This window comes from Streptomyces sp. NPDC102270 (genome assembly GCF_044766405.1).
Lineage (GTDB): Bacteria > Actinomycetota > Actinomycetes > Streptomycetales > Streptomycetaceae > Streptomyces.
Window position 1 is genome coordinate 597,381 of record NZ_JBIWLX010000001.1, and the last position, 12,598, is coordinate 609,978.

The following is a 12,598-nucleotide window of genomic DNA, read 5'->3' on the forward strand; positions in this document are numbered from 1 at the left end:
CCGGTAGTACAGGCGAGCGCGCCAGCCGGCCTCGCCGGGCGGACCGCTGCCACGGGGCGTGGAGGCGGGGGTGCCAGCGGGCGGCCAGGGCATCGTCCCGCGCCTGCCGGTAGTACAGGCGAGCGCGCCGGCTGACCTCACCGGGCGGGCCGCTGCCACGGGTGCTGGAGGCCGGGACATGAGGCGAAGGTCCCTGCGGACGGTGGCGCTGGACTGGATGAAGGCGGAGGGGTTCGTGGAGTAGGGGTCGGCCTCTTCGATCGACGGAGTTACAAAGAGACCGTTGCAAAGAACTCTTTGCAACGGTCTCTTTGTAACTCATGCCGGAAGAGCCCAACGTACGGAAACTCGACGCCCGTTCACTGCGCGGGCTGGCCCACCCCCTGCGGATGCAACTGCTGGACGCCCTGCGCCACGGCGGACCCGCCACCGCCTCCCAACTCGCCGAGAAACTGGGCGAGTCGAGCGGCGCGACCAGCTATCACCTGCGCCAGCTGGCCGCACACGGCTTCGTGGAGGACGCCCCGGAGCGCGGCAAGGGCCGGGAGCGCTGGTGGAAGGCGGTCCACAAGGGGCTGAGCTTCGACGACGCCCTGCTCACGGACAGCGATCCGGCCGTGCGCAGAGCCGCCGACATGTACCTCCACGAGGTCGCCACCACCCAGATCCAGAACCTCTCCAACTGGCTGGGCGACCGCGCCACCTGGCCCGAGGAGTGGAACCGCGTCTGGGACATGAGCAGCGCGACGCTACGGCTGACCCCGGAACTGACCAAGGAGCTCATCGAGAAGATGCACGCCTTGGTCGACTCCTACCGCGACCGGTCCACCACCGAGGACAACGCGGCCCAGGTACGTATCCACACCCACGCCTTCCCCGTCGCCACGGACTGAAAGGACCCCGCCATGCACCCCGAGACCCACCTCGCCGTCCACCACCTCCGCGCCGCCGACCTCCGCGCCGAGGCCGACGCGCACCGCCTCGCCGCGCAGGCCCAGCGGCCGTACGCCATCAGGACCCGGCTCGGCTGGACCCTGGTGGAGGTCGGGCTCCGGCTGGCCTCACCCCGGCCGGCCTTCGCGCACTAGCAGGCCGGGACGGACCCCTTACCCGACTCCAGCACGGTCAGCGCGCTCACCGCCCCCTTCAGGGACGTCACCGGGATCAGCCGCAGCCCCTTCGGCAGTTCCGCCCTCGCGTCGGAGCACTCCTCCTCGGGGACCAGGAACACCGTCGCCCCGTCCCGCTTCGCGGCCTGTGTCTTCAGGGCCACGCCACCCACCGCGCCGACCGTGCCGTCCGCGTCGATCGTGCCGGTCCCGGCGATGATGCGGCCGCCCGTGAGATCGCCCCCGGCGCCGTCACCATCGAGCTTGTCGATGATCCCCAGCGTGAACAGCAGTCCCGCGCTCGGCCCCCCGACGTCGGCGAGCTTCAGCGTGACCTTGACCTTGTCGTCGCTGAGCTTGAGGTAGCCGAGGGCCGCCTGGGTCGCCGCGTCCTGGGACTCCTTCATCTGCGCGGTGTTGTGCTTCTCGATCTCCTTGACGCTCTGTCCGCTCGGGTAGACCGCGTCGTGGGGCATGACGGCCTGGTCGGTGCGGAACCAGCTGTCGAGGATGTCGCCGAGCGAGACATGAGTGTCGGGCCCGGTCGCCTCGATGGTCGTCATCCGCAGCTGCCCGCTCGTCGTACGCGTCTTCGCCCCGGAGATCGTGATCACCGCCTCGCCCTCGTTCTTGCCGAGGACGTTCGCCGTCATCCCCGGCTGTGCCAGCGCGAAGGGCAGCGGCGCGAAGAGGGCCGTGGCGATCAGCGCCACGACGGGCAGGGCACAGACGGCGACGGCCTGGGGGCGCGTGAGGCGAGAGAGCACGGGGTCAATCTAACGCGGCGGTCACTTCCGGCCACGAGCTGGTCAGCCCCGGTACAGATCCCGTCTCGCGCGCGTGAAGCGCCGTAGGACGTCGGGCAGCGGTGCGACGCCGATCCCGGGCGTACGCGGCACCGGCAGGTGGCCGGCCTCCAGGACGAACGGCTCGGTGATGTCCTCGGCGAAGTTGCGGGCGGACGCCGAGGTGTCACCGGGGAGGGTGAAGCCGGGCAGGGCGGCCAGGGCGAGGTTCGGGGCGCGGCCGATTCCTGTCTCCAGCATGCCGCCGCACCACACCGGCACGCCGTGCGCGCGGGCCACGTCGTGGATGCGACGGGCGTCCAGACAGCCGCCCACGCGGGCGGGCTTGACGTTCACGACCCGGCAGGCGTCCATGGCGATCGCGGCGGCGGTGTCGCGGGCGTTGTGCAGCTGGCGCCGAGGCCGAGCGCCCAGTCCCGCTGCGCCTGCTTCACCACCTGCCCGAGCCCGGGTTCCGCCGCGGCGACCAGGGAGTACGCCTCCCCCGAGCCCGGCGGCCCGAACACGGCGGCACAGACCCCGGCAGCCCCAGCCGCACGGCGGACGTCGCCGCGTCCGGAGTTCAGGCTCAGCGCAGCGCCTCCGCGACCTCCCGCGCCGCGTCCACCACCCGCGGCCCCACCCGCTCCGGCACCGCGTCCGCCAGCATCACGACTCCGACGCTGCCCTCCACCCCGGTGACCCCGAGCAAAGGCGCGGCCGCCCCACTCGCGCCGGCCTCCAGTTCCCCGTGCGTCAGCAGGTAACCCGGCTCCCCGAACCCCTGCTGCCGTGCCGCGAGAATCGCCCGCCCCGCGGCGCCGCGGTCCAGCGGATGCCGGAACCCGGCCCGATAGGCCACGTGATAGTCCGTCCACGAGGGCTCCACGACGGCCACGGCCAGCGCCTCGGCACCGTCCACCAACGTGAGGTGGGCCGTCGCCCCGATGTCCTCCGCGAGCGAGCGCAGTGCGGGCAGTGCGGCCTCCCGTACCAGCGGATGCACCTGCCGTCCGAGGCGCAGCACACCGAGCCCCACCCGGGCACGCCCGCCGAGATCACGCCGTACGAGGGCGTGCTGCTCCAGCGTGGCCAGCAACCGGTACACCACGGTCCGGTTCACGCCCAGTCTGGTGGAAAGCTCGGTGACGGTGAGCCCGTGGTCCGTGTCGGCCAGGAGCTTGAGGACGCGCAGTCCCCGGTCAAGCGTCTGAGAGGTCTCCGCGGTCACGACGCCCACTCCTCCAAGTGGTGAGGTCGGCAGCCTCGCGGCGGGTGCGTCACGGAGTCCCGTCAGTGACGCGCTTCAGAGGCCGCCGATCGGCCGGCGGCCCGGTCTCTTACCGGGCCGCGTCGCTTCACGGCTGCGCTCCGCGGCGGCGCTGCCACGGGGCGTGTGCGTAGCGGGACAGTAGCGAAGCGGGTTCGCTCAGCGGAAGCCTCCGTCCAGAATCCGGGCAGTCGCCGGTACGGACCACTCCGTTTGTCCTGATACGTACGGTCCCGTGCGCGCGGTCGGATACGTGCGATCGGGTACGCGCGGTCGGATACGTGCGATCGGGTACGCGCGGTCGGGTACGCACGGTCGGATACGTGGGTCCGCCGCCGCGACACGGCAGACGCCCCACGTCACCGCATCCGGGTGGCCCACTCCTGCACCTTGGCGATCCGCTGCCGCAGCTGCCCGGCCGTGGCCTCGGCGCTCGGCGGCCCGCCGCACACCCGGCGCAGCTCGGTGTGGATCACACCGTGGGGCTTGCCGCTCTGGTGGACGTACGCGCTGACCATGGTGTTGAGCTGCTTGCGCAACTCCATCATCTCCTTGTGCGAGACGACGGGCCGCCGCTCGGCGGGCAGCTCCAGCAGGTCCGCCTCGGCGTCCGGCTTCTTGCGGCTGTGCGCGATCTGCCGGGCCTGCCGCTTCTGGAGCAGCAGCTGCACCTGGTCGGGTTCCAGCAGTCCCGGGATCCCGAGGTAGTCCTGCTCCTCCTCGCTGCCCGGGTGGGCCTGCATGCCGAACTCGGCGCCGTCGTAGAGGACGCGGTCGAAGACGGCCTCGGACTCCAGCGCCTCGAAGGCGAACTGCTCCTGCTCGCCGGTGTCCTCGTCCTCCTCCTTGTTCGCCTCCTCCATCTCCTTCTCGGACTCGGCGTACGGGTCCTCCTCGCCCTCCTTCTTCGGCTTGTCGAGGGCGTGGTCCCGTTCCACCTCCATCTCGTTGGCGAAGGTGAGGAGGTCGGGGACGGTCGGGAGGAAGACGGAGGCGGTCTCGCCGCGCCGCCGGGACCGTACGAAACGGCCGACGGCCTGGGCGAAGAAGAGCGGGGTGGAGATGGTGGTGGCGTAGACGCCGACCGCGAGCCTCGGAACGTCGACGCCCTCGGACACCATGCGGACGGCGACCATCCACCGGTCGTTGCTCTCGCTGAAGTCGTCGATCCGCTTGGACGCGCCGGCGTCGTCGGAGAGCACGAGGGTCGCCTTGGATCCGGTGATCTCCCGGATGAGCTTCGCGTACGCCCGGGCCGAGTCCTGGTCGGAGGCGATGACGAGGGCACCGGCGTCCGGGATGGCCTTCCTGACCTCGGTCAGCCGCTGGTCGGCGGCGCGCAGCACGCTCGGCATCCACTCACCGCGCGGGTCGAGCGCCGTACGCCAGGCCTGGCTGATCGCGTCCTTGGTCATCGGCTCGCCGAGCCGCGCGGCGATCTCGTCGCCGGCCTTGGTCCGCCAGCGCATCTGGCCGCTGTAGGAGAGGAAGATGACGGGCCGCACGACGTGGTCGGCGAGCGCGTTGCCGTACCCGTAGGTGTAGTCGGCGGCCGACCGCCGGATGCCGTCGTTGCCCTCCTCGTACGTGACGAAGGGGATGGGGTTGGTGTCGGACCGGAAGGGCGTACCGGTGAGCGCGAGCCGGCGGGTGGCGGGCTCGAAGGCCTCCAGGCACGCCTCGCCCCAGGACTTCGAGTCACCGGCGTGGTGGATCTCGTCGAGGATGACGAGAGTCTTGCGCTGCTCGACCCGGTTGCGATGGAGCATGGGCCGTACGCCCACACCCGCGTAGGTGACGGCGACGCCGTGGTAGTCCTTGCCGAGCGGCCCGGCGCTGTACTCGGGATCCAGCTTGATCCCTATCCGCGCGGCCGCTTCCGCCCACTGCTTCTTCAGATGCTCGGTCGGCGCGACGACCGTCACCTGCTGCACGACATGGTGGTGCAGCAGCCAGGAGGCGAGGGTGAGGGCGAAGGTCGTCTTGCCCGCGCCCGGGGTCGCGACGGCCAGGAAGTCACGCGGCTGCTCCTGGACGTACTTGTCCAACGCCCCTTGCTGCCAGGCACGCAGCTTGCTGGCGGTACCCCAGGGGGCCCGGCCGGGGAAGGCGGGGGAAAGGTGGTGGGAGGAGGCGGCGGTGGTAGTCACGGTCTCCGTCGGGGTCGAGCGGCTCGGCGATGTCTTCGGCGGCGTCTTCGGCTGTGTATGACGACCGGGTCACCTTACCGGCGGGCCGGCGACGTCAACGGCCGGACGGGGCCGGGTCGGCGGTGGGTGGGACCGAGGTCACAGTCATTCCGTCCAGCACGAACTGCTCAGCCTCGTCGACGTCGAAGTTCGAGTCCAGCGGGTGACCGTTCATGTGCGGGTCATGTGCGGGTCATGTGCGGGGAGACCCGGGTCGCGTTGTGGCGTGCAGCCGGGTCGTCACCCACGCCCCCACCAACGCCACCCCCGCCATCGGCAGGAACACCACGGCGAACGCGGCCGGATGCGACCCGGACGCCTCCGTCGCCGTATGGCTCACCGTGCCGCCGCCCAGCGCCGCGAAGGCCGCACCCCCGGCCGCCAGCAGGACGGCGTTGGCAAGGCCGTCGGAGATCTGGAGGGAGGCGGAGTTGGTGCCGGCCTCCTCGGGAGCGGAGAGATGCAGCAGAAGCACACTGGTCGAGGAGATCACCAGCCCCATCCCGAAGCAGCCGAAGCCCCAGGCGACGGCGACGATCCACACGGGCACGGAGTGGATCAGCACACTCGGCGCGGCGGCGATCGCGGCCGCGACCAGCACCATCCCCCCGGTCATCAGCCGTTCCCGGTACGGCTCCACCCGCGCCCGCGACTGCACCCACGACCCCAGCGCCCACGTACCGCCGCCCGCCGCGAGCGAGAACCCGGCCAGCGTCGGCGACAGCCCCCGCTGGGTGACCAGCATCAACGGCACGAAGGACTCGGCGGCGACGAAGGACCCCGCGGCGACCCCGCGCAACAGCACGACGGAGGGCAGCCCGCGCGCCGCCCGGTACGTCCCGCGCGGGAGCAGCCCGAGCACGGCCGGCACGAGCAGGGCGATGCCCGCGAGGCCGGGGAGCAGGGAGAGGGGGCGCAGATCCTGGGCGGCGTACTGGAGGAGCCCGGCGCCCAGCGAGATCCCGAGGGCGAGCCGGATGCGGCGCCGGTCGAGGGCGCCGGGGGCCCCGCCGTCCACCGGTCCGGCCGCCCGCCGCCGTATCTGCGGAAGGGCGAGCACCAGCGGAAAGACCACCAGTACGGGAATCCCGACGAACACCCACCGCCACCCGAGGTGCTCGGTCACCGCACCGGCCGCGAGCGGGCCCACGATCGAGGGCACCACCCAGCCCGCCGCGAACGCCGCCATGATCGCGGGGCGCAGCCGTTCCGGATAGGCCCGCCCGACGACGACATACAGCGCCACGATGACCAGCCCGCCCCCGAACCCCTGCACGGCCCGCCCGAGAATGAACAGCCACATCGCGCCGGCGGTCCCGGACAACAACAACCCGGCCCCGAACCCGGCGATCCCGGCCGTCAACGCCCCGAGCGGCCCCCGCCGGTCCGCCCACTGCCCGGCCAGCACCATCCCGAACAGGCTGGTGGTGAAATACCCGGAGAACGCGAACGCGTACAGCGCGATCCCGTCCAACTCCCGCGCGGCAACGGGCATGGCGGTCCCGACCGCCGTGGCCTCGAAGGCGATGAGCAGCACGACGGACACGATGCCGATACTGAGCGCCCGGTAGGAACGCCCCAGCACCCCCTCAGCCACCTCATCGACGGACAGGACCTCAGGGTCATCGGTGACACCGGCGTCACGCGGTTCCAGGACAGCCATGCCCGCCAGAGTAAGGGCCACAGCCCCCATTGGCCCCTGTCGAAAGCCCACCCCACCCTGAGACCTTGGTCGTACGACCACCGCCCGTTCCGTTCATGAACGGCGTATGGCAGTCGCGTTGCGGCCCCCACGGCTCCCTTGAACCACTCCCCACAGCCCCGTACGGTCAAGTCACCGAGTTACCCCGGCCGTGTGCCCGAGTGGTTCAGGGACTCGCCTGCAAAGCGAGTTACGCGGGTTCGATTCCCGCCACGGCCTCTACCTGCCTGACCAGGCAAAACGAAAGGGCGACACCCCGGAAGGGGTGCCGCCCTTTTGGTCGTCCGTCTCAGTTGGCTGGTTCGAGCGGGCTCCCGCGCTCAGACGCGGCATCACACCCTCGATGCTCCAGGGGTGGCAACGCACCCTTGGACCGACGGCTTGGTGTCCCTACGATGAGGCCGTGGACTGGGGGACTCTCGCAGGCACTGCACTCGGCGCCATCCTGGGCGTCACTACAACGCTTCTGGCCGAACGGTCACGGTGGCAGCGGGAGCACTCAGCCCGCGAGCACGCGATCAAGCAACAGCTGTACGCGGAGTACCTCGGCGCGTTATCGCTCACTACACATCGCCTTCGAGACCTGCAACGCAGCGTCGGCATGAACAGGGAAGCGCGCATAGAACAGGCAGGGGGAATTCTCGGATCCACCAATGCCTACCATCTGCGCTACCAAATATTGATCATTGCTCCTGCGCATCTCGGCGATATGGCCGACCAGGCGTTCGCGCGAGTCCGCGACTTAAGGGACCGCTTCGACGAGCCCGACGTAGGCACAGATCCCGAGTGGCCTTCCAACCTGGCCGCTCTGACCGAGGCGCTCAGAGCCCTTCGTAACGCTATGCGTTCCGACCTCGCCTCTACCTGAAAGCGTCAACCATTCTCCTCTCTGGCTACTGGGCCGCGCCCTCTTGCAGCGAGCCCCGTGGCCTGGTATCTCAGTCCCGTTTCACCTGACCGGCACAAGGTTGCCGGCCATCCCGTCGTCAGCTTCCGGACGGTGCGCCTCGGTCTGCCAAATCAGACCGTCGACCTGCCGCGCAACATCGGCCCGTACGGCTTCCACCATGTGCTGATACCGGGCGGCCATGGCGGTGGTCGACCACCCCATGAGGCCCATGACGGCACGCTCGGGGACGCCGAGGATGAGCAGAACCGTCGCGGCGGTGTGGCACGCGTCGTGCAGACGCCCGTCCCGCACCTTCGCCTCTGCAAGAAGGGCCTCCCACCTCAGCGCGAGCACTTCCCCTTGGCGCAGTCCGAGGGCGAGGCTGGCGCAGTACCCGTATCCGGCCCAGCCGGCCATGTCCGACCGCTTCACGGCCGGACGCGAGCGTCCGCATTCCACCGGCGTCGAGTCGACGATCCAATGGTTGTCGAACCAGAAGTCCGTGTCGACGGGCAGCAGCCGTATTGCCTTCTTGACCAGGGGCAACGCGGCTCTCAGCCGCTTGTTCCAGCCCGGCTGCCTGGGCACGTACGGGAACATCCCGCCCAAGCGGGAGTCCACGAACCGCAGCCACCGCGACTCTGAAGTGAAGCCCAGCAGCGCCTGGGCGACAGCGAGGCAGACAAGCTCGGAGTCCGTCAGTTGCGGCGGTCGGCACAGCCACCGGGTGCCCCCGATCTCGTCGTCGATCTTCACGTACAGTGCGGTCAGCAGGGCGTCCAGGTTGTTCGTCGCACAACGATCTTGGACGCCCTGCCCGCGTTCCCGGACACACCGTCAGCATTCGAATGACTCGTCCAGGGCGCCCACTGCGGGGAACGAAACGAATTCCGGCCGGAGCGGGCTGTCCCTTGTGCTGGGCGGCGGGTTCACCTGGCGAGTTCGGCCGGCTCGTCGAGCCGTGTCAGCTTCTGCGGGTTCCGCACGATGTAGATCCGGGTGACCTGCCCGTTCTCCACCACGAGGCTCACCGCGGTCGGCTCGCCGTTCATCTCGATCCGGCCCGCGGGAGCGCCGTTGAGCCACACGGGCGTCATCTCGAACGGGACCGTGACCTGGTTCGCGCGCGTGAGCAGCCTCGCCACCGGTTCGGCCCCGTGGATCGGCGCCAGCACGGCGGCCACGATCCCTCCACCATCGGCGATCAGGACGACGTCCGGCGCCATGACCTCCAGCAGGTCCTGCAACTGCCCGGTGCGCAGGGCGAGAAGGAAGCGGTCGACGACGGTCCGTTGCTCGGCCCGGCTCACCCGCATGCGCGGCTGCCGGGTGGCCACGTGCTCGCGTGCCCGCCGCGCGACCTGCCGTACCGTCGCCGCGGACTTCCCGACGGCCTCGCCGATCTCGCCGTACGGCATCTCGAAGACCTCCCGCAGTACGAACACCGCCCGCTCTGTCGGCCCCAGCGTTTCGAGGACGGTCAGCATCGCGATCGAGACGCTCTCCGCGAGTTCGACGTCCTCGGCGACGTCAGGGCTGGTCAGCAGGGGTTCCGGCAGCCACTCGCCCACGTACTCCTCACGGCTGCGGGACAACGTACGCAACCGGTTGAGCGCCTGCCGTGTGACGGTGCGGACGAGGTACGCCCGCGGTTCACGCACCTGCGACCTGTCGACGTCGGCCCACCGCAGCCAGGACTCCTGCAGTACGTCCTCCGCGTCGGCCGCCGAGCCGAGCATCTCGTAGGCGACCGTGAAGAGCAGGCTGCGGTGGGTGACGAAGGGGTCCTCGGTCATATCGCCGACGACGACGCCACGCCGGAGTTCCCCGAACGCGCGGCCAGCGGAGTCCCGCACGCGTCGGAGAAGCCCTGCGAGGTGATTCCGTGGGCCGTGTTGTTCCTGGTCGACAGGTTGGCGAAGGCGATCGACGCGGTGAGCTCGACCATCGCAGCCGGGCCGAGCCGGTCGAGCAGGCCCGCGTACAGCTCGTCGGTGACGGTCGGCGGCGTGTTCGTCATGGCCTCGGCGTACCCCAGCACGTCCCGCTCCAGCGGCGTGAACACCTCCGACTCCCGCCAGCGCGGCACCTGGCTCGCCTTGGCCAGGTCCAGGTCCTTGTGCAGCGCCAGGAAGTAGTTGATGTCGAGGCACCAACTGCAGCCGACCTGCGCGGCAACCGCCATGTGCGCGAACGTCTTGAGCCCCTCGTCGGCCATGTCCCACTCGCTCACCTGGCGCCCGAGCTCCGTGGAGTCCTGGGCGACCTTGGGGTTGTGCGCCGTCACTTCGAAGGGCTCGGGCAGGGCACCGAACTGTTTGATCATGTTCTCGGCGAGCTCGGCGGGGAGTTCTGCCTTCGGGATGCGCAGTGTCACGGTGTGCTCCTTCTTCTCCATGTCCGTTGGCCTGTCGGCCTGTTGGACATGAAGACACCGCCGGGCTCGGGAACGTGACAACCACTATGGCGGGAGGGGCGTTCGAGTTTCCGGGCCAGGAAGGTGGCGACTGTCCTTCGCGCGCCTTCGTCGGGCTCCTGCACAAGTCGGGTCGTGATCACGAGTCCGGCCCGGCTCAGCTGTTCGGCGATCCGCTCGGCCGGGAGTAGGTGGGACTCGTAGGACACCGGATGGCCGCCGTACGCCTGGGTCGGACGTAGACGCAGATACTCGTCGTCTTCCGCGTGCCCGGCCGGCAGGAGGCCGCCAGGCGCGAGGGTGCAGTGGAACTCGGCGTACAAAAGGGGGAGTTGTTCCGGCGAGGTGTGGTGGGTGGAGTAGCGGGCGAGGATGCCACCCAGTTCGTTGTCCCGTAGCGCGAGGGCGGTCATCGAGCCCACGGTGAAGCTCAGGTGGGGATGGGCCTGGCCGGCCAGGCCGCGAAGTCGGTGCGACAGCAGATCGAGCCTAGTGGTCGTCAGTGAGGAGTGCGGGCGTGGTCGAGAGTGTGGCGGAGCCTCCCTTTTCCGATGCTCTCCGGGCGGATGACGCGCCTGGTCCGCACCCGCTGCTCCAGCCCGTGCTCGGGTTTCTGGGGGTGTGGCGCGGTCGGGGGCTGGGTGGGTATCCGACGCTCGACGGCGACTTCGTGTACGCGCAGGAGGTCCGCTTCAGTCATGACGGCCGGCCCTTCCTCCGGTACGAGGCCCGGGCCTGGCTGCTCGACGGGGACGGGGCGCCGCTGAGGCCTGCGGCGCGGGAGAGCGGGTGGTGGCGGGTTCAGCCGGACGCGCGGGTGGAGGCGCTGGTCACCCAGCCCACCGGGGTCACCGAGATCCTGGTCGGGCAGGCGGAGGAGGGCGTGGTCGAACTCGCCACGCACACCGTGGCCCTCACCCCCACCGCGAAGGAGGTGACCGCCACCCGCCGGCGCTACACCCTGGCCCCCGGCGGCGACAGGGACACCTTCACCTTCGTCCACGACCTCGCCGCGGTCGGGCAGCCCCTGCAGCACCACCTCTCGGCGAGCCTGCGCCGCGCGACCGGTCAGAGCACCCCGCCCGCCTCGTCCTGGAACAGCTCCGTCCAGTAGTGCCAGTCCGCGTCCGTCGTCGTGCCCGTGGGATCGATGGTGGACAGGGCCCGAATCATCGTCTTGGCGACCTGGGCGTACAGCGTGTTCGTCAGTTCGTGGGCGAGTGACTCGTCTATCCGGCGCTCCCGGTGCAGGAGCCAGAGGGTGAAGGCGAGGGTGGAGATGTCGGTGTTCAGGGGGTGAAGCGTTCCCTCGCGCTCGCTCCAGTTGAGGACTCCGCCCGTCTCGCCGTCGACGACCAGGGTGTTGTCCTCGATCAGGTGGCCGAGGACGATGAGGTGGTCGGCGCGGGGCGGGAGGGGGATCAACTCGTCGGGCCGGTGCTCCGCGAGGGTCGGGAGCGGGGCGTCGGGGTCGGTGTGGAAGAGGACGCCGTCCTCGGGCAGGCCCGTCTCCGCCAGGAAACGGCGGGTCGGGGCGTGCGTGAGCGTGGACGGGAAGTCGATGTCCTCGAAGCGGACGACATGGCTGCGGCCGAACTCCTGGTCCAGGAGCCGCGGCGGGAGGTCCACGGCCAGACCGGAGGCCGTGCCGGGGCCCGCCACCAGGGCCAGGGGGCGGATCAGGGCCGCGATCTTCCAGAACGTCGGCACATCGCCGCCCGTGCCCTCCTCGAACACCGTCAGCAGCTGGCGCGTCGCGTCCTCCACGGCCGTAGGACCGAAGCGGCCGGCGTAGGCGGCGAACTGGCCGCGCACCTCCGTCAGTTCGTCCGTGGCCGTCGCGAAGCGGACCAGGGTGGGGAGGGAGGGGGCCAGAGGGGTGCGGCCCATCAGGTCGGGGCGGGCGTGGAAGAACGCCGTCGTCGAGACCTCGCCCGTGACCCCGTCGAGCAGGACCGACTCCGTCTCCCTGCCGTGCAGGTCCGTGAGTCCGCCTATCACCAGCTGGCCGCGCAGCTCCTCGCTGAGCCGTCCTGCCGCGTCGGCCGTCGCGTCCGCCACCGTCCGCAGGCCCTCCCTGCGCAGCTCCTCGAAGGTGAACAGGTCGCTGTCGCCCGGGAGTCCGGGGCCGCTGAGCCAGCGGCGGGTCGACACATGTGAGATGTACGGCTGCAGTTCGTCCTCGGTCAGTCTGATCGCCGCTACGGCGGCATCGGTCGTGCTCATGGCTTCCCCCGT

The 12,598-nt window shown here is 70.4% G+C and carries 13 protein-coding genes, 1 tRNA gene and 1 pseudogene; 5 read left to right on the forward strand and 10 right to left on the reverse strand.

The window, feature by feature from the left end; genetic code table 11:
- Positions 1–320: 320 nt before the first annotated feature.
- Together ACIRP7_RS02685 and ACIRP7_RS02690 are read left to right on the forward strand one after the other, a co-directional pair.
- Positions 321–893 (forward strand): ArsR/SmtB family transcription factor, encoded by a 573-nt coding sequence (locus ACIRP7_RS02685; protein WP_403652923.1) that lies wholly within the window; start codon positions 321–323, stop codon positions 891–893.
- 12 nt (positions 894–905) lie between these two features.
- Positions 906–1,088, forward strand: coding sequence for a hypothetical protein (locus tag ACIRP7_RS02690; protein WP_403652926.1), 183 nt, complete (start codon positions 906–908; stop codon positions 1,086–1,088).
- On the opposite strand, the gene ACIRP7_RS02695 is transcribed toward ACIRP7_RS02690, so the two are convergent.
- The 5 genes and pseudogenes from ACIRP7_RS02695 to ACIRP7_RS02715 form a co-directional block, all read right to left on the reverse strand.
- Positions 1,085–1,876: a S16 family serine protease gene (locus ACIRP7_RS02695; RefSeq protein ID WP_403652928.1), complete on the reverse strand. Its 792-nt coding sequence runs from the start codon at positions 1,874–1,876 to the stop codon at positions 1,085–1,087. The genes ACIRP7_RS02690 and ACIRP7_RS02695 overlap by 4 nt on opposite strands.
- A 42-nt stretch (positions 1,877–1,918) precedes the next feature.
- Positions 1,919–2,305: pseudogene (locus ACIRP7_RS02700) on the reverse strand (enolase C-terminal domain-like protein); the annotation flags it as partial.
- Positions 2,306–2,483: 178 nt separating this feature from the next.
- Complete coding sequence (locus ACIRP7_RS02705) at positions 2,484–3,125, reverse strand: IclR family transcriptional regulator (RefSeq protein ID WP_403652931.1); 642 nt, start codon at positions 3,123–3,125, stop codon at positions 2,484–2,486.
- A 398-nt stretch (positions 3,126–3,523) separates the two neighbouring features.
- The gene (locus ACIRP7_RS02710) at positions 3,524–5,314 is read right to left on the reverse strand and encodes a DEAD/DEAH box helicase (protein ID WP_352391153.1); all 1,791 of its coding nucleotides are present in this window, start codon (positions 5,312–5,314) and stop codon (positions 3,524–3,526) included.
- A 232-nt stretch (positions 5,315–5,546) separates the two neighbouring features.
- Positions 5,547–7,016, reverse strand: a complete 1,470-nt coding sequence (locus ACIRP7_RS02715; RefSeq protein WP_403652934.1) for an MFS transporter — start codon at positions 7,014–7,016, stop codon at positions 5,547–5,549.
- Between the two features lie 186 nt (positions 7,017–7,202).
- On the opposite strand from ACIRP7_RS02715, the gene ACIRP7_RS02720 reads away from it, so the two are divergent.
- Together ACIRP7_RS02720 and ACIRP7_RS02725 are read left to right on the forward strand one after the other, a co-directional pair.
- Positions 7,203–7,274: transfer RNA gene (locus tag ACIRP7_RS02720), tRNA-Cys, on the forward strand.
- A 184-nt stretch (positions 7,275–7,458) separates the two neighbouring features.
- Positions 7,459–7,923, forward strand: coding sequence for a hypothetical protein (locus ACIRP7_RS02725; protein ID WP_403652937.1), 465 nt, complete (start codon positions 7,459–7,461; stop codon positions 7,921–7,923).
- Positions 7,924–8,004: 81 nt separating this feature from the next.
- Here ACIRP7_RS02725 and ACIRP7_RS02730 read toward each other — a convergent pair whose 3' ends face one another.
- The 4 genes from ACIRP7_RS02730 to ACIRP7_RS02745 form a co-directional block, all read right to left on the reverse strand.
- Positions 8,005–8,700 carry a hypothetical protein gene (locus ACIRP7_RS02730; RefSeq protein ID WP_403652940.1) on the reverse strand — a complete coding sequence of 232 codons (696 nt, stop codon included), beginning with the start codon at positions 8,698–8,700 and terminating at the stop codon, positions 8,005–8,007.
- 173 nt (positions 8,701–8,873) lie between these two features.
- The gene (locus ACIRP7_RS02735; protein WP_403652943.1) at positions 8,874–9,740 is read right to left on the reverse strand and encodes an RNA polymerase sigma-70 factor; all 867 of its coding nucleotides are present in this window, start codon (positions 9,738–9,740) and stop codon (positions 8,874–8,876) included.
- Entirely contained in the window at positions 9,737–10,321 is a 585-nt protein-coding gene (locus ACIRP7_RS02740; protein WP_403652946.1) for a carboxymuconolactone decarboxylase family protein, read from the reverse strand. Before ACIRP7_RS02740 ends, ACIRP7_RS02735 begins: the two co-directional genes overlap by 4 nt.
- On the reverse strand, positions 10,318–10,773 hold the full coding sequence (locus tag ACIRP7_RS02745) for a class I SAM-dependent methyltransferase (protein ID WP_403652949.1): 456 nt from the start codon (positions 10,771–10,773) through the stop codon (positions 10,318–10,320). The genes ACIRP7_RS02740 and ACIRP7_RS02745 overlap by 4 nt, the downstream gene beginning before the upstream one ends.
- A 104-nt stretch (positions 10,774–10,877) precedes the next feature.
- On the opposite strand from ACIRP7_RS02745, the gene ACIRP7_RS02750 reads away from it, so the two are divergent.
- Positions 10,878–11,474 (forward strand): FABP family protein, encoded by a 597-nt coding sequence (locus ACIRP7_RS02750; RefSeq protein ID WP_403652952.1) that lies wholly within the window; start codon positions 10,878–10,880, stop codon positions 11,472–11,474.
- On the opposite strand, the gene ACIRP7_RS02755 is transcribed toward ACIRP7_RS02750, so the two are convergent.
- Positions 11,429–12,586: an SUKH-4 family immunity protein gene (locus ACIRP7_RS02755; protein ID WP_403652955.1), complete on the reverse strand. Its 1,158-nt coding sequence runs from the start codon at positions 12,584–12,586 to the stop codon at positions 11,429–11,431. The genes ACIRP7_RS02750 and ACIRP7_RS02755 overlap by 46 nt on opposite strands.
- Between the last annotated feature and the right edge of the window lie 12 nt (positions 12,587–12,598).

Coding starts and splice junctions, on each gene's coding strand:
- ACIRP7_RS02685 (WP_403652923.1), top strand. CDS start 321: ATGCCGGAAGAGCCCAACGTACGGAAACTCGACGCCCGTTCACTGCGC.
- ACIRP7_RS02690 (WP_403652926.1), top strand. CDS start 906: ATGCACCCCGAGACCCACCTCGCCGTCCACCACCTCCGCGCCGCCGAC.
- ACIRP7_RS02715 (WP_403652934.1), bottom strand. CDS start 7,016: ATGGCTGTCCTGGAACCGCGTGACGCCGGTGTCACCGATGACCCTGAG.
- ACIRP7_RS02735 (WP_403652943.1), bottom strand. CDS start 9,740: ATGACCGAGGACCCCTTCGTCACCCACCGCAGCCTGCTCTTCACGGTC.
- ACIRP7_RS02745 (WP_403652949.1), bottom strand. CDS start 10,773: ATGACCGCCCTCGCGCTACGGGACAACGAACTGGGTGGCATCCTCGCC.
- ACIRP7_RS02755 (WP_403652955.1), bottom strand. CDS start 12,586: ATGAGCACGACCGATGCCGCCGTAGCGGCGATCAGACTGACCGAGGAC.